Raw genomic sequence first — 21,089 nt, 5'->3', positions numbered from 1 at the left:
AGCACCAAAAAATTCAAAGTGATTACTTTTCAGTTTAACTTTTTGATTTTATCAAATTCAATACTCCTTCAATAAGCTCATCAGCTTTTCCATAAGGATAATTGGTAATAGATGACTCGAAGTATTTACCATATTGTTCTTTATCTACAGCATAACCATTATATTCATCAACGTATGCAAGGATAAATGTTGGCTTTCTATCTTGAGAGCGGATTAGTTGACCAAGATTATAAACGATTTCACCCGGTATCGTTACAAATCTTATATCATTGAATTCATATAAATGTACTGTTGGATCGATGGTTTTATCAATATTCAATGTAAAACTCGAAATGGATAAATTGTCCATAGAAATCTCTCTAAAGTCTTTTACCTCAGAAAGAACTCTCGCTATACCCTTTCCAATTCTGCGAGTTTCTTCGAAATCATCACCTTTTCGGGTAAACCGTGTGCTAACGTCGCCGCATTCTCCATTCATGATTATGGCTGGAGCTTGATTTAAATTAAAATATTCTTCTCTCAATTCACCTATATAATCACTTGAAATGAAAAGATTATCTTTTGCCAAAACCGTTGGATGGCACGCTATATTGATTAAGCTTACCAAAGGACAATTTGAATTATTTCTAAATTGCAGTATATACCCTTTATTATTAAAAGGGAGCGATTTGTCGTTTCTATTACAGTAATATCCATTAATTTCACATGTTCCGTAATAGGCCTGTGCTTCCATTTTATTATTTAAACAAAATTCCGTATTTTTAACGATCATATCCAGCAATAATTGGAGATAATCCCTAGATGGCGTAATCTCCGGATAAAACGTCGTTGAAACTTTTGGCCCTGAATGTGTATGTGTAGCCTCGATAATGATGTTTTCTTTTGAAATTGAAAATTTCTCAGATAAAATGCTTTTAACTTTTTCGCCAAATTGTTTTTCGATTAAAATAATATCAAGCACGTGAAATAAATTAATCTCATCACTTTCAATTAATAACGAGTTGATTTCGAGATCATCGTGCTGGTCATAACTTATTCGATCCGCGTAGCCGCCCATATGTCACGGAAGATCTGGATTTATGAATTGTTTATGGAAGGATATTTTCATTTTTTTCTCCTTTCTGCTCGGATCTTAATATGCCTGATCTGATTACAGCTTGCTGTAGCTTATCAGATCGATGTGTTATCGATCTAATAAACATTTAGTTTAAATCAGTAGTACGAAAACTCAAAGGTTTGACCTCATGCTTTACCCGGTATGAACCTCCTTCCCGATTAGCAAAAAAGGCATACCCTTCAGCTGAATATTAAACAATAACATGAAACCTTTCTCTGACTAAGGTTAGAAGTCATTATTTCTTCATTAATGTGCGCTCACCAAGCCATACTCCCTTGGCCCCGCCAAGGGAGTATGGCGAATGAGAAGCCTGTGCGAATACGGGAAACGTCTTCGGATTATAGGCTTTTGTTGTTTATTTGTTTTAATCCCAGAGTTATAAAGTACGTCATTTGCTACACCGAATCATTAAATTAAATACATTTTTATCTCCCATCCAAATAAAATTGATTCAGCTTCGTTTTACAAGTACCTGCCGTTCTCCTTTGCCATTTCGAATGACAAGCTGCTCTGACTATACGGTTTGCTTGGAGTGACTGCAGAACTCACATCACATGTAATAACTGTTTTGAATTTGGATCCTCCAGATTCACATGCACTTGATCATAATTAAATGAATTCGTAACAATAACCATTACCGTAGGGTCATAACCCGCAGCCTTAATTTGCTCCAGATCAAACTCAACTAATTTGTCACCAATTGTAATTCTGTCATTTTCTTTAACCAAGGGGTTGAAATGTTGTCCCTTTAATTTAACGGTATTAATGCCAATATGGATCAAAAGTTCCACACCGGAATCAGAAACAATGCCGATAGCATGTCCGGTCTTGTACACGCTGCTTACTGTACCGTTTACGGGAGCTGTAACAATTCCGTTTACCGGAACAATTCCTGCTCCTTTACCCATCGCTTCAGAAGCAAACACCTCATCGCTTACACTGCTTAAAGGAACAATTTGGCCATCCACAGGTACCACAACGTCGTTTGGATTTGCTTGAACGCTTATGGAATTCGTCCCAGACTTATTAGATGCACCGAAGAAATACGTTAAAATGACTGCTCCAAAGAATGCAATAATCAATCCGATGACTTCTCCAATAAAGCCTTGTCCTAAATACGTTGGAATTGCCAACAAGCTAGGAAACGTGAAAGTGGATGCATGTACTTCAAACGACCCAATGACAGCGCCTCCAATACCGGCAGCGATCATTGCACAGTAGAATGGACGCTTTAATTTAAGGGTTACGCCGTAAATTGCCGGTTCAGTGATACCAAAAATGGCTGTGATTGCTGCAGAACCCGATAGGCCTTTGATTTTGGCATCCTTGGTTTTCAAAAATACGCCTAGAGCAGCACCTGCTTGAGAAAGTACGGCTGCACATACAATTGGCAACCATTGGTCGTATCCTTGATTAGCGACATTGTTTATCATCAGCGTAATCAGCGCCCAATGGACTCCAAAAATGACAATCGACTGATGGAACGCTCCTAAAATCAACCCAGCAAGTAATGGGGAGAAACCAAAGATTGCTAACAATACCATGGCGAACAGGTCACTAATCTTTGTGCCTACAGGGCCGATAACAGCCAAAGTTAGAGGCAACATGATCACTAGAGAAACCAGAGGGGTTAACATATTACGAATTGATTCCGGAAAGAATTTGTTCAGCAAAGGTTCCAAGTAAGAGAGGCCCCAAATCGACAACAGAATGGGAAATACAGATGCCGTATACGTAATTGGTATGATCGGTATGCCAAAGAAATCGATCGTTTGTGAATTGGATACGATCTCTACTAAAGATGGATGAATGAGTGCACCAGCTAACGAAACGGCTACGAATTGATTGACTTTCAGCTTCTTGGCCGCAGTAAATGCCAAGAAAATCGGCAAATAGTAGAAAATAGCATCACTTGCTGCGTTCCATATTTTATACGCACCACTGTTGGCCGATATCCAGTTCATTGTTGTGAATAAAGCCAGAATACCTTTTAAAATTCCGGCTCCAGCCAAGGCTCCCAGAAATGGCGTGAACACGGCCGAAACAAAATCCATCAACTGACTGACAGGATTAAATTTTTCAGTTCTTTTTTCTGAAGCGCTTTCATTGTTGGTAGAAGAATGTAATGTCATCCCAGGTAATGATGTTAATGCATCATAGACTTGAGCAACGGAATTACCAACAACCACCTGATACTGTCCGGCACTATTGACGACGGTAATGACCCCATCTGTGTTTTCGATCTTTTTGGTATCTGCAGTACTCGCATCATTTAGTTTAAATCTCAATCTAGTGGCACAATGCCAAACCGCATTGACGTTCTCTTTTCCTCCTACGCCATCCAGAATATCCTTTGCCAATTTTTGATAACTCATAGTTGTCCCCCCTATTATAAATGCCCGAACCATTTTCCACATACCGTACTACTGAAACGATACAAAATGGTCCGGGGGTGCCTTAATCATTTAGTGATTCTCATCCTAATCGTTGGTGGTTCTATGAAGATCCTCGCCGTTTGAATCAATAACTTGCTTATACCAGTAAAAACTATCTTTAAAATGGAGTTGTCCACTTCCGTTACCTTCATCATCATAGTCCACATAAATAAAGCCATATCTTTTGCTCATTTCGGCAGTACCTGCGCTGATGATGTCGAAAGGGGCCCAGGTGCAATAGGCAAAAACATCTGCCCCTTCACGTATTGCCTCTTTTAGTGCTGCAATATGCTCCTGGTGGTATTCGATGCGATAATCGTCATGAACTTTGTTATCTGCTGTTAAAACATCTTTGAAACCAAGACCGTTCTCAGCCACCATCATGGGAACATGATACCTGTCCCAATACTTAGACATGCAGAGGTATAATCCTGAAGCATTAATGGACCAGCCCCAGCGATTCGCTTTCAAATGAGGATTTTTGACGGTAGAATTAGGGTCCATCGTATTCTCGCTAGCTTTAACGGTATTGGACCAGTAATAAGAAACTGCAAGGAAATCGGCTGTATTGTTCCGAAGCAGTTCTTTCTCCGATTCAGTAATTTCCAACCGGATGCCATGGTCTTCGAAATACGTCAATGCATATTCTGGATACTCTCCTCTGATCAGAACATCACTGTAGAAATATTGCATTCGATTTCGTCTGAAATTCAGTTCGACATCTGCAGGTTCGCATGAATAAGGGGCGGTTAACGTATCGGCCAACATCATTCCCATTTGAAGGGATGGGTTTAGCTTGTGGCCGAACTCAGTAATCTTTGCAGAAGCAACGAATTGGTGATGAACCGCTTGAAACTGAGACTGCTCGTAATGATCCACTTTATCTTTCAGTATGCCAAGGGAAGCAAATGCCTCTTTGTGCACAAGGTTAATCTGATTAATAATGATCCAATATTTAACGGTTTGATGAAATCTTTGCAGTACGGTTTGTCCATACTTTACGAAAAAATCGATCAATTTTCGGTTCGTCCAACCGCCATATTGCTCAACCAAATTCAAAGGCATTTCATAATGGAAAATCGTGACGATCGGTTCAATATTTTTTTCTTTCATGTACTCAAATACTCGATCATAGAAGGCCAAACCCTGCTCGTTTGGAGCGGTATCATCCCCATTCGGAAAAATCCTGCTCCATGAGATGGACAACCGCAATGTTTTTACATGCATGTCCGCTAATGCATCAATATACTCACGGTATCTTTCGTAGAAATGCACCCCTTGGCGTTTAGGGTAATAGTAATTTCCTTGATGATATTTTTCATAAGTCATGGAATCCATATCGTTAAAATGCAAATCCGTGGGCGTGGCATCAGGTATAAAGGGCTGAATGTCCGCCGTGCTTAGACCTCTTCCATCTTTGTTGTATGCACCCTCCGCTTGGTTGGCAGCTATGGCACCCCCCCATAAAAAGTCTTCCTTTATTTTACTCATGTACCGTTCCTCCTATTAAAATCTACTCCAGTTAGTTCTCCTCTTCCGCAGAACTAATTTTATTGGCTTTCGGCTTGAGGTCTGTAGAACCCCCAGAATGACTTGGTGGCTGATCCTTACTGGAGCTACCATCAAAGAACTTGGCAGGGACCATCCGTTCTCGATGCACACGTAAATCAAAAATATCAAAACGGTTATAATAACCTGATATATCCTGGAATTGCTTTTGCTCAATACATTCATCTAGATCGATCGTGCAAAATAAAAGCCCCTCTTCCTCGCGCATGACTTCGCTTACTACATTTCCATGGGGACCCATAACAAACGAAACGCCGCGTGCCGTGCCTTCGAGGATATCCTCGGCATCACTGCCCAAGCAAGAAAGTTTGGTCTTGGCTGTTGAATCATATATTGACGAAACTACGAGGTTAAACACCTTTCCTTCAAACGAATGCGCTCCAGCCCGAATACGAATTGCGCTTTCCAAATCATAATCCAGACCCATAGACGGATCCTGTGTTGGCCATAAAGGTGGATACGTTGAAATATGCAGTTCTTCGCGTTCAGCAATAAGGGAGAAACGGGCTAGCGGATTCGTGTTTTCACCACAGATCAACGTACCGATCCGGCCGATTTCTGTGTCAGTTACACGCAGTCCATCACCATCACCAGGAGCCCACACTAGTTTCTCGTAAAACGTTGGCATGATTTTTCAATGATGATTAAGAATAACTCCATCACTTCCGATTAAAACATTGGAGTTCCAGATACAGCCCACGCTGGCACGACTCAATTCGCTGAACCCAAACGATACATGAATACCGTTCTTTTTCGCAGCCTGCATGAGTTGCTCTACTTCTGGACCATCCGCATAGATGGAGTTTTTGACCATTTCCGTGAACAGCTTGTGATTGTAGATAGGTGCTCGCACAGCAGCCCACACCGGGAATCCAGGCAAAAAGGATTCAGGAAAAGCAATAAGCTGGGCACCGCCTTTGGCTGCTTTCTGAATAGCCGCTATGGCTTTCTCCAGGGTTGCCTGTTTGTCTAAAAACACCGGAGCCAAATGGGCTGCTGCTACAGTAATGTTTCGAGTCATTGTCTCATTCCCTCTTTGTATGATAATCATCGGCTTTCGCCAATGGCATTACCAACCCAATTACAAGTCACTACATTGCTCAACAAAAATCATTACTCTGGATACCTGATTGCGTCTTGGCGTTAAAGGCTGGTTCATGCCTTTGGTATCAGTGGCTCGCGTCATGATGCAATACTCACCTACGGATTTTGGCTTCCATCGAAAATTGAAGCGCTGCCATTCCATGTTAGATCTGGTCTCTACATTTGCTTTTTGCCAGGTTTCACCGCCATCAATAGATACTTCTACCTCGGCAACCGCAGCTTCGGCCCATGCCCATCCCCAAATCATGCACTCTTCAGACTTGATCGTTTGACCATTTTGAGGATGCACAACAATCGAATTGGGATGGATCCCCCATACCGGCGACTCTTTCAATTCGCCATCAACCATTTCGCGATCCATGTAATATTTGGTGGTAAATGCACTGGAACTTCGGACCTTGGAAACGATCAAATCCGTCAGCCATTTCGTTGAGTTAGTCCCGTAATAACCTGGAACGACAAGTCGAACGGGTCCACCGCGTTCCACCGTAATGGGCTCATTATTTATGGCCAGAGCTATCAACACATTAGGATCTAAAGCTTTATCCAATGGAAGATCTTTTTCATAACCGGAATAATGAACGTTGTTATACACCCCTTCGTCAATTCCTCTCGAAATGACATAGACTGCTTCGCTCGTGATATTGACCTTTTGCAGTACATCCGCAAGTTTAACGCCGGTCCACACTACATTTCCGATTCTTCTTTGGGGTACTTTTGGATTTAACGGACTTCCCGCGCACTCATGAAACGCCGTCACAGTTGTTTGCGGCAAGGCTTGTAAGTCGGCAAGACTAAATCGCATTGGATGTTCCACAAGTCCGGTTATGTTTAGCACCCATTGACTAGAATTGGCAATGTCAGGGATACCTAAGTGCCAAACTTTAAACAGATCACGTTCGTTAGTGATCCGATTCTCATGAACTCGAGGATCGCGGTTTTGTACCAAGCCATATCCGGAAAACTTCATTTTGAGATCGCCATTTGAGGAATTTACCATGGAGAAGCACCACCGGTACTGTGACATATAATGCTACTTTTCTGTTTCATAACTTCCTCCTTGACCATCATCACCAAATGTCAGAATGGCCATATATAATATCGAAAGCATTCCTTCTCCCCCATCGTACGAGGAGCCAATTTTACAACCTATTTTTTAAGAATGTTACTATGATTCACAAAATGTAATCCGTTACATTTTGTGATAAAAAAAATTATTTATTGAATTATAAAAGGTATTACTCTTCTACAAAATAAAATGTAACGGATTACATTTATAATATAAGTTAGCTTCTACAAGAAGTCAATACTATGATTGTTGCTTGGGAAGATCTGATTTTTTATTTCATGTTTATTTGACATCACACAGAAAACTACAACAGAATAATGAAAAACCTACTTAAACATATAACATTGCTAATGGTTAAGTAGGTTTTCCTCTTGATTATTTCATGCCTGTTGTAGATCCTCTAGCTATAACTTCATGTTGGTGCATGAGATTATCATATTTCTTATGACTATTTGTCATATTATGGATCAGCAACTCCATTGCACTATAACCTATTTCATATTTGGGTTGATGAATCGTCGTAAGCGGAGGTACCGACATTTGAGCTTCTCTTGTATTATCGAATCCTATAACCGCGATCTCATCCGGTATAGAATAGCCGTGTTGCTTAATCGCATTGATACATCCTACTCCGAGAATATCATTCAAACAAAATATGGCTGTCGGAGGATCTTTGATCAGAAGGAGCTCATCCGTTAATCTCATCCCATCCATGTACTCACCACTACCGTACTTCATAAAATCAGATCTGAAAGGGATCCCACTACTTTTTAAAGCTCGCTTGTATCCTTCTTCTCTGCGTAAAGTTGAAGATTCGGATAAGGTATCATTGTCACCAATTAATGCTATATGTTGATGTCCTAGTTCTATCAAGTGGTTTACTGCATCAAAAGCTGCTTTTTCATCGTCAATGGATACTGAACATGTATAAGGAGCCTTCTTATACTCGCAGCATTGAACTATGTTGTATTTTTTGCTTATCTCACTTAGTTCTACTTCGCTAAGAGCGGTACTGAATGTAATTGCGCCATCAGCGAGTCGATTCTTTAACATTTGGATGAGTTCTTGCTCTTTATTCCAATTATATGAAGTAGGACAAACCAATACGTAATATCCATGTTCTTTTGCGCAAATCTCTATTCCTTTGACAACATCAGCAAGTATTGGTTTTTCTAAAGCAGATGTTATTACTAATACCTTCTTTGTTTCCGATCTTCTCAAATCCCGGCCTAATAGGTTCGGCTGGTAATCGAACTTTTGAATCACATCCAGTACCTTCATACGAGTAACTTCTTTAACTTTGGGGCTATCGTTTAAAACCCTGGAAACTGTAGCTACAGATACGCCTGCTAAACGTGCGACTTCCTGTATGTTCATATCTTTCCTCATTACTGATCCTTCCTTATTTGTTTTGTTGTTCCATCAGGCGCACAGGGCTTGATTACACAATATTCGATCATCTCAAATGAATGACCTGATGATAATTTTTACGCTGTCAAGTACTTCTTCTGATCTAAAAAGGCAGAATCACAGAAAGTATTTAAAAAATTCTGATATTGAATACCTTGATCTAAAAGAAAAAGGTCAATCCCCATTATAATCGTTATGTGCGAAGCTAACCATGATAAAAAGAGTGAATTTTCCACTCATCTTAATAAGATGTAATAATTCTTCCAAAGTATAATTTCCAGTTAAGGTGAGAGTCAAACAGGCGGCGAAAAAGAAAACCTGTCGGATGTACGTTGAAGCAAAACCAGTATGATCCCAACCCAAAGGAGATATATGTTGCATTTGGTCCATATTCTGTTTAATAAAATTCGTAGGAACTGTTTCAGGAATCTTTCATTTCTTTAGATGATTTTGCTTACCTTAATAATTCAATAGTCACTTGAGAGCATTAATTGTAAGCTTGGCAGCCTGCGCGATCAGTTCATTATCATAGGTAGCATCCTTTGTATCACGACTGGACAGAATTGTAATGATAATGGGTGCTCTATTTGGTGGCCAAACGATGGCAATGTCATTTCGTGTTCCGTAGCTTCCGGCTCCTGATTTATCACCGACTTCCCAGTCTTTTGGTACGCCAGCGCGGATAAGTTTATCTCCTGTAGCGTTTCCACGCATCCAATCCGTAAGAATTTTCCGTTTGTCAGCTGGGAGCGCATTTCCGACCGTGAAAACTTTAAGGTCAGTAGCAAGTGCTTTAGGTGTACTTGTATCACGGATGTCACCAGGAATACCTTCGTTTAACTCTGTTTCAAAGCGATCTGACTGAGTAACCCTATCACCAATTTGTCTCAGTGCCTTTTCAAACCCTTTAGGTCCGTCTAACTTTTTAAATAAAAGGTTCCCTGCGGTATTATCACTGTAACGAACAGCCGCCTCTGCAATTTCTCCAAGTGTCATACCGGTATCTACATGTTTTTCTGTAATTGGTGAAAATTCAACTAAGTCATCTTTAGTATAAGTGATGACTTCATTTAATTTTTCAATTGAGTTTTGCTGTAGTACGACTCCTGCCGTCAGAGCTTTGTAGGTAGATGCGTAAGCAAACCGCTCATTAGGTCGATAAGTTACTGTCTGGTTTGTACCAGTGTCGATAGCATAGACACCTAGTCGAGCATCAAACTTTTTCTCAAGTTGAGCGAACTCTCGGTGAGGCGCATGATTTGTATGTTTGGTTTGCTTTGTTTTTTCTTTTGCCTCCATTTGCAATGATTCACCTGTAAAGAATTTTACACTTGCAAGACTTAAACTTAGGATCCCAACACACATCCCTATTTTTAGCATCATTGTACTTTTCAAAATGATCATTCCCTTCAGACTTTTAATACTTAAAACAGATGTTAAATGATACAATGTATCCAATTTGAACACCAGTTTTTAAAATTATACGTAATAGACAATCTAAATAACAATTTACCTCCAGTTTGGGGTTTGTTTAATTACCGTAACCTTTCTGCCGTTATGTCTCTCCTATCTGCCTTCAAACGGCAGCATTATATCCGTGGTTAACGTTGTATTAAAATAAGTTTAATCCTTCGATCTGTTTAGTTAGAATAAATCTGCCCGATTAAACGGTTGACTTACCTTTTAAGCCGACTTTATGCCGCTTGCGCAAGCGGTCACGCTGATGAGCAGAATTAGCTCAACAATGCTTGCTGTCCAACGATAAAACCAATTTATCATTGCGATGAACCTCCTATAGTTTTCTTATAAAAATCGGCTTAAACTTATCAAGATACCATATGGCCACCTGATCAGAAATCAGTAATAGAAGTGCCGCAATTAACGTTGCCTGCCAAAATGCTAAGGCGCTTGATTTAATCAGCAATTGCATGAAAATTCCGATAACCCCTATTAGTGACCAGTGAATGCAGTATAGTATTTATGTTCTTGCTCCATCTCATAAGCGGCTTGAACGATACTGCAGGGAGCATTTGTGTGATGGCGTAATTAAGGCCAAAAACACCCAAAGCCAACATAATAAAAAACACTGCATCTAGTAGTCCTAAAAAATAATAGGTCCTATTCCCAACAGATTAAATCCTCGTCTAAGTAAATCCTTTGGTGTATTTTTGCTGGAATAACTGACGCCAATACCCAAGCACATCATGAAAACCGGCGCGGTAAAAGGGCCTCCCAGTATGTTTCTGACAAGCGTGACCAGAATTCCTTTGGAATCAGGCGACAATTCGTCAAACACATGCGTCCATACCATAAACAAGATTGCAAAACCTTTGGCCAAGTCTGATTCCAATTGTCTCCCTGTGTTTAATTTCTCAGCACCAAAACATTCACTTATCCCAGCAAAAGCAGCCATTCTTATCCTCCTTTTTTGTTACTTCAATAATATAGATTAGACCGCTTTTGAATTGCAGGACAGGTTCATCTATTTATCAAAAACAAAAGTTATTACGTTCAAAATGTTTTGCTAAATAAAAAACACTCCAGTTCAACTTCCCTGTTTCTAATATTCAAAGTAACGTCTTCCCTTCCAGCCATTTCAAAGCCACGATATAGATAGAACTGATATGTAGTGACATTAGACAGTTCACTCGGTCTCCATACATCATCCCAGTCAGAGGTTTTCTTGAATTCGTTACTAAAAAATGCGAATCGTTCTTCTTCTAGCAACGCGGCTACCCATAATCCTGAGGGTGACAATTGGCGTGATACGCCCACCTGGCTGAAGGCTACCGCCATATTATTCCGTGTAGCTAACCATAAGCCCCCTTTCGAACCACTCCTTTTGGCCACTTTCCCATTCATTGGAACAAGCGTTCCAGAGGATACACGAAAGATGAAATCCTGTAGGGTTTCCGCGCTCAACAGCTTCTCCCTCCCGTAGATCTATTCTATATAGAAGAATGAAACCTTGTGTTGGGTGTATCGGAATAAATATTAGATATTCATCTAATCGGTAATCGGGCCATGTTCTTATCCTTTTCGGCAATCGGTATAAGTTCTTGTCGTTGACTCGGGACAAGAACTTGTACTGATAAAATAAAAAAGTCGCTAAAATAGCGACTCTCAATGGGACTATGTTCTTGTTGTCCGACATGGAACAATGAGTGCTTACCTGTTTTCTAGGTGTCTCCCCTATTGGCAAGTGTATGCTGCATTAACACCTCATGTATCCTATTACACCAGAGTATACCTGCCTCCTCGAAATTAATCCCCATTTCTATAACAGAAATTGTAGAGAATATGGGATGATTGACGTCAGGGTTCTGTTCTTGAAAAGACGAAATTCTCTCCTTATAATCCTTCAGCATGCGTTCATGTTGTTCTTTTCTCTTCTGTATCAGCTCAATCAATGCATCCGGACTTACTAACCAAGAACTGTACTGTTTCAACAGAAAGGTGTCTGTATCACCAACTTCAGGAAGCTCTAACACCCAAGACTTTAAGGCGTCAATGCCACTAGGCGTAATTCTGTAAATTTTTCGGGGCGGACGATAGGACTCTTGTTCAATGGCTTGCAGTTCAATAAATCCGGCTTCCTCCAGTTTCGAAAGAGATGGATAAAGCTGATTATTGTTAATTTTGTAGAAATGGGTAATTCTGTTGTTGATCTGCTGCTTCATTTCATAACCGCTTAACGGTTCTCGTGCCAACAATCCTAATATGGTGTACTGGATATTATTCATGAAGTTCTCCTCTCTATCTCTGAGTTCGAGTCCAGTCTTTCATTTTATAGGTTAATTATAACATAAAACAATATTGACACAATGAATGAGATGAGCTAGTGTCTTTAATAGGTTAAACTTAACATATGTAAGGAGTGTGTTAATCATGAAACTTATTTTCGATGATCAGACTTTTTCGTTCGAATTACTTCGTACAATGGGTTACGCAGCTTTTGGAGGATCGGACGTAGGCGAATGCCTATCTACCGCTTATCGAATCGAGGAAGAAAATTTTGAAAGCTGGTATGAAGAATGGCTTAAGACAGCAATCCGGGTTCATCGGGAAGCTGAAGAGAGCAGCAAGCAAGGCAATAAGACCAGCGCGAGAGAATTCTACTTGCGTGCATCTAATTATTACCGTACTGCTGAATTTTTTCTCCATGGTAATCCGGAGGACAAACGTATTCTTGAAACATGGAGCCTGAGCCGGAGCACATTCAGGCAGGCACTTTCTTTACTTGATCAACATTGGGAGATTGTGTCTATTCCTTATGAAGATACGAAATTGCCGGGTTACTTGTACTTAGCCGGGAATCAGCCTGGCCCTGTCCTGGTTGTTCACGGTGGATATGATTCCACTGCGGAAGAGCTTTATTTCCAAGTCGTTATTTCTGCTTTAGAAAGAGGATATCATTGCTTGGTATTCGAGGGTCCAGGACAAGGATCAGTTATTCGCGAGCAGCGAATTCCATTCAGACATGACTGGGAGGCTGTTGTAACTCCAGTGGTCGATTACCTGACCAGGCGTCCAGAAATCTTATCCGACAAAATTGCGTTAATGGGTATTAGTTTAGGTGGGTATTTGGCTCCGCGCGCGGCAGCTTATGAACGCAGGCTTGGTGCATGCATAGCAAATGACGGTTTATTCTCCTTTCAAGTGGGGGCAATGGCTGGAGCGATAGCTGTAAATGCGAGTGGTAAATCCGATTTAAGTTCACCAGAGATGGAGAACTTTATCGCGTCGATTATGGCCAAAGATACAAGCATTCGATGGGGAATTGAAAATGGAAAGTTTACGTTCTTAGCAATGAATCTGGAAGAACTCGTGCACAAAACAGAACCCTTTACCTTAGAGAGTGTTGCTGAGCAAATCAAGTGTCCGGTACTCGTTTGCGAAGCTGAATATGATCACGCCTTTGCAGGACAACCTGAACAATTGTACAAATCTTTAAGGGGTCCCAAAACGTATATGAAGTTTACTGCCGAAGATTCTGCTGAAGAACATTGCCATTTTGGAGCATTAAAATTGGCTAACCACCGCATATTCACCTGGTTAGATCAAGTTTTAAATAATGATTAAGTTTCTTTTAAAGAATATCGAAACTAGGTGAAGATTACATCACCTCTTAAGCACCTTTCCCTAACATGGGAAAAAGTCGTTTGTGTTTTTCTGAAGTTGTCACAAAGCTGTCTGTTCCATATGTATGTTCTGTCTTTTATAGCAAAGGAATCAAGTTGTTGTCTTCAGATTGGAACAAGAGCCTGATTCCTTAAATCCTGACCACCCGTCCAACGGGTGGTTTGCTCTTGGGTATAACTCACTGTTGCCAAACTGCGCCTAAAGACCTTCGCTGTTTCTCCATTATTAGACACTCATCAAATTGGCAATAGGATCATGTTCTTGCCCTTTACGGCAGTCGGTACAAGTTCTTGTCCTCGACTCGGGACAAGAACTTGTACCGATAAAACAAAAAGCCGCTAAATTAGCGACTCTCAATGGGTCTATGTTCTTGTCTCTCGACAATGTTCGGAAAACACAAATCCTGATTTATCGAACTTGTTCTGCCCCTGCTCGCTATAGTCCAGGCATGCTTCGTAATCACTTTTGTTATATTTTGCGACTCGATGCAGAAAGAAACGGACTAGCGTAAGGTCGAATGCTAGTCCGTTTCTGTTTGTTTATTATTCGCCATTTTGAGCTGCTTTCGCTCGACATGGGCCGCTCCCCATTGATGTAAGGATTCCAAAATCGGAGACAGGCTCTTGCCGTATTCCGTGATGGAGTATTCCACTTTCGGCGGGATTTGCGGATAAATTTGCTGTGTAGATGAGTTTGCGGAACTCAGGTGGGTACTTGAAGAAGGTTGAGAGCTCCTCCCAGTTGCTGCGCAAGAGCGGACAATGAGCGGATACTTGACGCCCCAGACTTCCTCGAAGCGGTCCAGTTCAAGCAGCACCCCTTCCTCCGTTGCAGCCTTGTAAATCGGCTTCAGGTCAGCGGTGACTTTCTTGAGATCCTTGTACGACACGTAGCGAGTGGAATTACGGATTTGGTGGATGATACACTTTTGGATCTCGGTCTTTGGATAGATTAATCCGCTTCCAATGGTATAGCGCGAGTAGTTGGACTGAAGAGTTGAACGAACTGATCAAACAGTTCGTTCAACTCTTCAGTCCATTAAGGAAAGCCCATTATGATTCATAAACGAACGATCAAATGAAGCGCGATGAGCGGCAAGGAAATGATTTATCGCGACTATAAAAGGATTTGCTGCCTTTTTTAGCAGCAGCCCTTGATGAATCCCAAAAAAGCTAACGCGCGATATTTGAAGATCAGATCGCGAAGCAAGTGAGAGCAAATGAAACTGTATTAAGCTCGTTTTCAAATGATGCTTAACCCCTATGGTATCCTTAACCTTTTGGCTTAACCATCAAGGCTGCCAAAAATGAGAAAATAATGGCTGCCGAAATACCTGCGCTGGTGACCTTGAATATACCGGTAATGACTCCGATCCATCCGTCTTTCTGTAATTCCTCCAAAGCGCCGTGAACCAGAGAGTTTCCAAAACTAGTGATTGGAACGGAAGCTCCGGCTCCGGCAATTCTAACAAGCGGATCATACAAGCCAAGTCCGTCCGCGACTGCTCCCAGCACAACGAGTAATGTCATGGTATGGGCTGGAGTCAGTTTAAACACATCGAAACAAAGCTGTCCGAAGACGCAAATTGCGCCCCCTACAAGAAAGGCCCATAAAAAGATCATGTCAGATTCCCCCTCCTGATTCGATCGCTACAGCATGTGCGATACCAGGAATACTTTCTCCTTGTTGGTACGAAAGCGGCGATAAGAGCGCCCCGGTAGCAACAACAAGCATGCGTTTGATTTCTCCCATTTGCATGCGTTTCATTAAATGACCGTAGGTGACAACGGCCGAACAGGCGCAACCGCTTGCTCCCGCCTGCACCATCTGAGTATCATAGTCGTAAATCATCATGCCACAGTCGGCATACTCCGTTTGATGAATCGGAATGTTATGTTTTTCAAACAATTTGCAGGCAATCTCATAGCCTACTTTGGCCAGATCGCCTGTGACGATCAGATCATAATAACCGGGCTCGATTTGTAAATCTCGAAAATGAGCTTGAATGGTGTCAACCGCAGCAGGTGCCATGGCCGCCCCCATATTAAACGGATCCGTAATCCCCATATCGATAACCCGGCCAATTGTCGCTGACGTGATGACAGGTCCTTCCCCTTCCTGCGAAACGATCGCTGCACCGGCACCAGTTACGGTATATTGGGCAGTTGGCGGCTTTTGTGAACCGTATTCTGTCGGATACCGGAACTGCTTCTCTACGCTTGAATCATGACTGCAGGTCCCTGCCAGTATGAATTTCGCTGCTCCACTATTGACGAGTGCTGACGCAAGAGCCAAGCTTTCCATCGAGGTTGAACAGGCACCGAACACGCCAAGATAGGGGATCGACAGAGTACGAGCGGCAAAGCTGGTGCTGATTATTTGATTCATCAAATCGCCGCCGATATGAAAATGAACTTGTTCTTTGGTTAACCCTGCTTTTTCAATCGCCAGTTTTGCAGCTTGTTCGATCAAAACTTTCTCAGCTTTTTCCCAACTTTCTTCTTCCAGCATGGAGTCACCATGAATGATGTCAAAATCGTGGGCAAGGGGTCCCCTGCCTTCAAAAGGGCCAACTACGGTAGCCGAAGCACGAATAACCGGTTTATTTTCAAAGATCCAACTTTGATGCCCTTTTAGCATATCAGTGTCCTCCTCCAGTACCCTTAAACACAAACGTAATGATACCCACAAAAAATGCCGCTACAGTTCCAAAAACAATAACCGGACCTGCAAGTTTAAACATTTTTCCGCCGACGCCTAAAACCAATCCTTCACTGCGATGTTCTATAGCGGCGGATGCCATTGAATTTGCAAAACCAGTAACGGGAACAGCCGAACCGGCACCCGCCCATTGCGCGAATTTGTCATATACGCCGAGGCTCGTTAAAATAACGGAAATGAGAATTAACACGGCCACAGTGGGATTGGCTGCTTTTTTCTCATCAAAGCCGGCCCAATGAACAAACATTTCCTGAATTGCTTGTCCAATCACACAAATCGTTCCCCCGGCAAGAAACGCACGCCAGCAGTTTTGGAATAAGGGCCGTTTTGGTTCAAGCTGATCGGCGAGTTTTTGATACTCCTGTTGGATCGGCGTTACTTTTTTCATCTTGTTATTTGCCATTTTTAATCCTCCTGATCATCTGATCTAACGATTGAGTAGCGGTTCGACTGCCTCAATGACCCGTTCCAGCTCTTTTGCGCATTCTTCATACATTTTTTTTGCATTTGGCGCTTTGGTGGATAGGCTGAACGTTTCAAGATCCGCTTCACATTTTTTTAAAGTCGACAGCAAAGAAGCTTTCTGTTGAGGCTTAGGGACATTGATCTGATCGTCAAATAAGTCAACATAAAGCTGGCCGTAGGCATCTACCTGACCAAGATCCACGTTTTCAATTGCAACGCCTATCGTTTCGAGTTCCGTATCCAGCCAGCCCCGGTTGAGTCCCAACCTAGCTAATGGTTCATCCAAGACATTTCCGTCCAAAATGACTACCTGCGGCTCCTGTTCAGGCCCCACTTTGATGCCTAGGTCTTTGGGTGTTAGGGTTTGATTTTCTTTCGTTAGCAGGACGTTGATATCTCCACTCGGTTCCATAACCGCAAATTCTACATTCGCCGCTTGGAAAATATCTTTTTTTCGCAGCTGTTCCATCAGTTCGTCGGTGGTAAGTCGTTCCTTCTTAAGGTTATCCTCCAGAATTTTTCCGTCTTTAATTAATACCCTTGGTTTACCATCGATAAAATCCCTTGCTATTTTACTCTTAATTTGTAAAAACTCAATCCCTAAAGAGACGCCTACCCATACCAACAATGAAATGACACCTAAATACCAATTTTGATCCATCTCTAATGAAATATAGGCTGCCAAGCTTCCGATCGTGATCCCAGTTATGTACTCAAAAAAGGATAGCTGGGAAACCTGTCTCTTTCCCAAAAGCTTAGTCATTATAAAAAGTACAGCAATCGCTAACAATGTCCGTAGTGAAATATGTAACCAATCTGGCATCATGTAGCCTCCTTTATTCTTTGCACCAAGTACAATTTTCCACTTGATGGAAAATCGTATATAAGCAAGATCGTCAGTTTTTCATTTTTTTATTCATTGAAATGTAAATGTTTACTTTTTTTGTTCCAGCTCACTTTGTATGGTTTGGAAAAAAGGGGATACATTATATATGTTACCTGGGTAGGAATAGCAGTGTTTTCGTTCCTTACGCCTTAATCCGTTAAAGGAGGTGAATGGAAATGACCGTAGCTTCCGATGTTAAAACGTGTGTTGCTTCATTAAAAAGCGCTCAGGCTAGTTTAGAGCAATTCGCTTTGAGCACCCAAAATCAAGAGGCAAAAACTCTTTTTACAAACGCGGCTGAGCAAACACAACAAATTGTGCAGCAAGTCGAAGGCCGAGTACAGCAGTTAGAGAATGAAGAACCACAATACAAAGGTTTCTAAGAACGAGGAAACAAAAACAGCCATGTTCATAGAAGCATGGCTGTTCTTCTGTCCTAAAAAAACATGAAGTGGGTGAAACAATCGTTGAAATATGAAGAGAAATAGGTTACACATCTTAGCATAACCAAACGAAGTAACCGGACTCCAGTATCGCCCATAAAGCCTATGAGAATCACCGGAATTCCAGTAGGTACAACCGGAAACAGTTCGCCGAAGAGAGACGGGCTGAAGGCGAAACGCCGGTCTGTTTCGAAAACGATCTACCGCTGGCTGTATGAGGAGTGCTTGGCTTGACAATCCGTCATAGAGTTTTCTTGTAATTTTTCTATCCTCAAACTACAGCGATAACTTCCTCCATTTATTAAGGGAATATATTTTTAGCAACTCTTTCCTGTATTATTGTTAAAAGTTCTAGTGGTTCTTGCGCATTCATGGGTACACTTATTAGCATAAACACTCATAAGGCCATTTTAGTCCATTTTCTATTCCTCATTAAAACTCTCCTCGCTTTAACAATTAATGAAATCTCTAATACTGTTTTAGTTTTTTACTTTCCTTTTGAATCCATTCATTCCACCAACTTCAATTATGAATCGGGGCTATCTCAAAGGTCATCACAGATGACCCAGGACACCCCCTTGATTCCTATTTTATTCTTTAAGGCAGTTGATTTTAGAGCAAAATTGTTTTATCCCATCCCAACGCCCCCATATACAATGCTGACATTTTATCGGTTGCTTCGCTCTTTGAGGTTCGTATGGCGGAATCAAAAGTTTCATGTTAACTTCTCCTCTTCAAATTTTCAACAATTAGAATAACCACATTTGTACCTAATATGTATAAATTTTAAAAATAAATCCCAAAAAAGACATCAAAACCGCTTTTACATCTTTCGGCAGCCCTCATGCTGTTTGCTAACCTTATTCGGTTTATATGGTGTCATACCATATTTAGACAAGAAAATAATCTGCTCTCCTGCGTTATTCTTTGTTTCATCTGTTGGGGCTTTCAAGCCAGAATGGCTTGACCGAATGGCATTTTTATTTTTCGAGCCTATCGGACCCTTCTTTATTGAAATGCCAATTTGACGGGAAGAGACACATAGCCTGAACATGCCCCTTCCCTATTTCACGAAGATCGATCAACTTTAATTTACATTTTCTATCTCTCTTTTTCGAAAGGAAAATCGGCCCCAAAATCTCGAAGGCATGTCGTAAACCGTATTTGCGGCCGTACAAGCTACAACGTGACGGCTTGGGCGCAATGGATCGGTATATTTGGATCTTCGCGGCAGTGTCTCCTCTGTAAAACCCTTTTTCGTCAGTGCTTTGTCTAGCTCTTTCTTTGCCGCCTGTTTGGCTTTAAACAGCATCATTTGTACCCTGCTGTATACGTTGATCGCCCCGTCGCCGGTCGTTTCAATCGGGAGAAAGATAGCATCAGGGTATCTTTCCGTGATCAACGATTGGACGCCGTCCGATACGCCAGAAGACGGCATGCATCCGAAAGGCTTGACGGAGATCGTCATGTTGACTTTTCGTTTGACCACGTTCAGAATCAACTTGCCCACTTCCATGTGGCCTTCTCCGCCGCGCAGCTGGTTATTGTAATGGTCATTGGCAACGCGGGCGATTTCCTCCATGTCAGGCAAATGATAGCCGCGAAGACCGATCAATCTGGCATAGGTTTGAAAAATGACCCGAATCCCCCGGTCGGCAAGGGCCAACATGCGCAATCTTAACGCGGGATTCTTTCCTTTTAATCCTTGGCGTCCGGAATCCGCCTCCCGCAAGCTGATTCGCTTGCGGGTATCATAACGCCCAGCCCAAATGAGAAAGAGAATCCAGGCCGTAACCGATTGAATTTCAACCTCGGCTCCTTCATTTTCCAAAAATCGCTGCAGTTGATAGTTGCCGTCTCCCTCCGTCGACATCGCCCAAAACTCCCCGATAATGCTTACCTTCGGCCTTACTTTCGTCCGATCTACCCGGACGGCCTGCAGTTCCTTGCGGCATCGGATGAGCGCCAGAATCAATCGTTTTCTCTGAGTTAAAGCGTCATATAAAAACTGTTTGCAGCGAGTCAAAGCGGCATCGGTTGATCCTTCAACCACTTCATAGGGACGAATGCGGTATCCAAGCGCATTAAGAATGTCCCCCAGCAGGACGGCCTTCAGGAAGCTCACAAAAAACGAAGTATCCAATTTAAGCGCCGATTGGCCGCCGGTCGCCTGTTTTAAACCGTCCGTCTGTTGAAACAAGAGAACGCGAAAACTGTCAAATCCCGCATCGCGCAGCGCTTTGCGGTACTCCGTGACATAGGTGCCAAAACGGCAGGGACCACAGGATCCACTCGTTACGAACAGGTAATTGCCAATGATCTCTTCCTTCGATTTACCTTCTACGTCACGAAGATGATTCAAGTATTTAATCAAATTTCCAACGGTGAAATAAGTCGGATTGCATTGTCCACGGTTGCCGAATTCTTTGCCGAAACGCAGCGACTCGCTATCGGGGCAGTCCATATGCTTCACACGGTAGCCCAGCCCTGCCAAAGCGCCCTCCACCAAATAATCATGTACCATCGTCAGCCCGCCGAACAGAATCGTTGTGGTCGCTTTGTCTTTGGCCAAAAACCGGCGGGGAACCGGTTCAAACCACTGATGCTTCCCTGCCAGTCCAAGTGCCTGTTCCTGTTCTTCCTGAAACAGGCGGAGCTCGTCCTCAAGCTTCTTTTTCTCTGTTGCCATAATTCATTTCACTCCTCCTTATCACTTTGTGGGGTTATT

The 21,089-nt window shown here is 42.1% G+C and carries 17 protein-coding genes and 2 pseudogenes; 2 read left to right on the top strand and 17 right to left on the bottom strand.

The window, feature by feature from the left end:
* Positions 1-34: 34 nt before the first annotated feature.
* The 10 genes and pseudogenes from AC6EJC_RS16055 to AC6EJC_RS16010 form a co-directional block, all read right to left on the bottom strand.
* The gene (locus AC6EJC_RS16055; protein ID WP_498475011.1) at positions 35-1,057 is read right to left on the bottom strand and encodes a hypothetical protein; all 1,023 of its coding nucleotides are present in this window, start codon (positions 1,055-1,057) and stop codon (positions 35-37) included.
* Between the two features lie 605 nt (positions 1,058-1,662).
* Complete coding sequence (locus AC6EJC_RS16050) at positions 1,663-3,492, bottom strand: beta-glucoside-specific PTS transporter subunit IIABC (RefSeq protein WP_444954833.1); 1,830 nt, start codon at positions 3,490-3,492, stop codon at positions 1,663-1,665.
* Between the two features lie 105 nt (positions 3,493-3,597).
* A complete protein-coding gene (locus AC6EJC_RS16045) occupies positions 3,598-5,043 on the bottom strand; it encodes a glycoside hydrolase family 1 protein (protein ID WP_444954832.1) in 1,446 nt (481 codons plus the stop codon).
* Between the two features lie 31 nt (positions 5,044-5,074).
* Positions 5,075-6,142 (bottom strand): annotated as a pseudogene (locus tag AC6EJC_RS16040) (carbon-nitrogen hydrolase family protein).
* Between the two features lie 60 nt (positions 6,143-6,202).
* Positions 6,203-7,195, bottom strand: coding sequence for a molybdopterin-dependent oxidoreductase (locus AC6EJC_RS16035; RefSeq protein ID WP_444954936.1), 993 nt, complete (start codon positions 7,193-7,195; stop codon positions 6,203-6,205).
* A gap of 474 nt (positions 7,196-7,669) precedes the next feature.
* Positions 7,670-8,683, bottom strand: coding sequence for a LacI family DNA-binding transcriptional regulator (locus AC6EJC_RS16030; protein WP_444954831.1), 1,014 nt, complete (start codon positions 8,681-8,683; stop codon positions 7,670-7,672).
* Positions 8,684-9,178: 495 nt separating this feature from the next.
* Positions 9,179-10,108: a class A beta-lactamase gene (gene bla / locus AC6EJC_RS16025; RefSeq protein WP_444954935.1), complete on the bottom strand. Its 930-nt coding sequence runs from the start codon at positions 10,106-10,108 to the stop codon at positions 9,179-9,181.
* Between the two features lie 697 nt (positions 10,109-10,805).
* The gene (locus AC6EJC_RS16020) at positions 10,806-11,117 is read right to left on the bottom strand and encodes an acyltransferase family protein (protein WP_444954830.1); all 312 of its coding nucleotides are present in this window, start codon (positions 11,115-11,117) and stop codon (positions 10,806-10,808) included.
* Positions 11,118-11,215: 98 nt separating this feature from the next.
* Positions 11,216-11,626 carry a hypothetical protein gene (locus tag AC6EJC_RS16015; protein ID WP_444954829.1) on the bottom strand — a complete coding sequence of 137 codons (411 nt, stop codon included), beginning with the start codon at positions 11,624-11,626 and terminating at the stop codon, positions 11,216-11,218.
* 257 nt (positions 11,627-11,883) lie between these two features.
* Entirely contained in the window at positions 11,884-12,447 is a 564-nt protein-coding gene (locus tag AC6EJC_RS16010) for a PadR family transcriptional regulator (RefSeq protein WP_444954828.1), read from the bottom strand.
* A gap of 145 nt (positions 12,448-12,592) precedes the next feature.
* Between AC6EJC_RS16010 and AC6EJC_RS16005 the strand changes: the two genes are divergently transcribed.
* Complete coding sequence (locus AC6EJC_RS16005) at positions 12,593-13,786, top strand: alpha/beta hydrolase family protein (protein ID WP_444954827.1); 1,194 nt, start codon at positions 12,593-12,595, stop codon at positions 13,784-13,786.
* Positions 13,787-14,366: 580 nt separating this feature from the next.
* On the opposite strand, the gene AC6EJC_RS16000 is transcribed toward AC6EJC_RS16005, so the two are convergent.
* The 6 genes and pseudogenes from AC6EJC_RS16000 to AC6EJC_RS15975 all read right to left on the bottom strand — a co-directional run bounded on the left by AC6EJC_RS16000 (position 14,367) and on the right by AC6EJC_RS15975 (position 17,855).
* Entirely contained in the window at positions 14,367-14,498 is a 132-nt protein-coding gene (locus AC6EJC_RS16000) for a winged helix-turn-helix transcriptional regulator (RefSeq protein ID WP_444954934.1), read from the bottom strand.
* Between the two features lie 10 nt (positions 14,499-14,508).
* Positions 14,509-14,798, bottom strand: a pseudogene (locus AC6EJC_RS15995) (transposase); the annotation flags it as partial.
* 319 nt (positions 14,799-15,117) lie between these two features.
* Positions 15,118-15,468, bottom strand: coding sequence for a stage V sporulation protein AE (gene spoVAE, locus AC6EJC_RS15990; RefSeq protein WP_444954826.1), 351 nt, complete (start codon positions 15,466-15,468; stop codon positions 15,118-15,120).
* Position 15,469: 1 nt separating this feature from the next.
* Entirely contained in the window at positions 15,470-16,486 is a 1,017-nt protein-coding gene (gene spoVAD, locus AC6EJC_RS15985; RefSeq protein ID WP_444954825.1) for a stage V sporulation protein AD, read from the bottom strand.
* Position 16,487: 1 nt separating this feature from the next.
* The gene (gene spoVAC / locus AC6EJC_RS15980) at positions 16,488-16,970 is read right to left on the bottom strand and encodes a stage V sporulation protein AC (RefSeq protein ID WP_444954824.1); all 483 of its coding nucleotides are present in this window, start codon (positions 16,968-16,970) and stop codon (positions 16,488-16,490) included.
* Between the two features lie 24 nt (positions 16,971-16,994).
* Complete coding sequence (locus tag AC6EJC_RS15975) at positions 16,995-17,855, bottom strand: DUF421 domain-containing protein (RefSeq protein ID WP_444954933.1); 861 nt, start codon at positions 17,853-17,855, stop codon at positions 16,995-16,997.
* A gap of 239 nt (positions 17,856-18,094) precedes the next feature.
* On the opposite strand from AC6EJC_RS15975, the gene AC6EJC_RS15970 reads away from it, so the two are divergent.
* A complete protein-coding gene (locus tag AC6EJC_RS15970; protein ID WP_226000274.1) occupies positions 18,095-18,301 on the top strand; it encodes a DUF1657 domain-containing protein in 207 nt (68 codons plus the stop codon).
* A 1,147-nt stretch (positions 18,302-19,448) separates the two neighbouring features.
* On the opposite strand, the gene AC6EJC_RS15965 is transcribed toward AC6EJC_RS15970, so the two are convergent.
* A complete protein-coding gene (locus AC6EJC_RS15965; RefSeq protein WP_444954823.1) occupies positions 19,449-21,050 on the bottom strand; it encodes a 2-hydroxyglutaryl-CoA dehydratase in 1,602 nt (533 codons plus the stop codon).
* Positions 21,051-21,089: the final 39 nt, after the last annotated feature.

It is taken from the genome of Paenibacillus sp. TY11, assembly GCF_059772165.1.
This window is presented reverse-complemented; position numbering and strand designations above follow the sequence as displayed.

Excerpts from the sequence above, each read along its gene's own strand:
- AC6EJC_RS15975 (WP_444954933.1), bottom strand. The coding sequence starts at position 17,855 with ATGCCAGATTGGTTACATATTTCACTACGGACATTGTTAGCGATTGCT.
- AC6EJC_RS16055 (WP_498475011.1), bottom strand. The coding sequence starts at position 1,057 with ATGGGCGGCTACGCGGATCGAATAAGTTATGACCAGCACGATGATCTC.
- AC6EJC_RS15965 (WP_444954823.1), bottom strand. The coding sequence starts at position 21,050 with ATGGCAACAGAGAAAAAGAAGCTTGAGGACGAGCTCCGCCTGTTTCAG.
- bla (WP_444954935.1), bottom strand. The coding sequence starts at position 10,108 with ATGATCATTTTGAAAAGTACAATGATGCTAAAAATAGGGATGTGTGTT.
- AC6EJC_RS16010 (WP_444954828.1), bottom strand. The coding sequence starts at position 12,447 with ATGAATAATATCCAGTACACCATATTAGGATTGTTGGCACGAGAACCG.
- AC6EJC_RS15970 (WP_226000274.1), top strand. The coding sequence starts at position 18,095 with ATGACCGTAGCTTCCGATGTTAAAACGTGTGTTGCTTCATTAAAAAGC.
- AC6EJC_RS16005 (WP_444954827.1), top strand. The coding sequence starts at position 12,593 with ATGAAACTTATTTTCGATGATCAGACTTTTTCGTTCGAATTACTTCGT.
- AC6EJC_RS16045 (WP_444954832.1), bottom strand. The coding sequence starts at position 5,043 with ATGAGTAAAATAAAGGAAGACTTTTTATGGGGGGGTGCCATAGCTGCC.
- spoVAD (WP_444954825.1), bottom strand. The coding sequence starts at position 16,486 with ATGCTAAAAGGGCATCAAAGTTGGATCTTTGAAAATAAACCGGTTATT.
- spoVAC (WP_444954824.1), bottom strand. The coding sequence starts at position 16,970 with ATGGCAAATAACAAGATGAAAAAAGTAACGCCGATCCAACAGGAGTAT.
- AC6EJC_RS16030 (WP_444954831.1), bottom strand. The coding sequence starts at position 8,683 with ATGAGGAAAGATATGAACATACAGGAAGTCGCACGTTTAGCAGGCGTA.
- AC6EJC_RS16035 (WP_444954936.1), bottom strand. The coding sequence starts at position 7,195 with ATGAAGTTTTCCGGATATGGCTTGGTACAAAACCGCGATCCTCGAGTT.
- AC6EJC_RS16050 (WP_444954833.1), bottom strand. The coding sequence starts at position 3,492 with ATGAGTTATCAAAAATTGGCAAAGGATATTCTGGATGGCGTAGGAGGA.
- spoVAE (WP_444954826.1), bottom strand. The coding sequence starts at position 15,468 with ATGATCTTTTTATGGGCCTTTCTTGTAGGGGGCGCAATTTGCGTCTTC.
- AC6EJC_RS16020 (WP_444954830.1), bottom strand. The coding sequence starts at position 11,117 with ATGGCTGCTTTTGCTGGGATAAGTGAATGTTTTGGTGCTGAGAAATTA.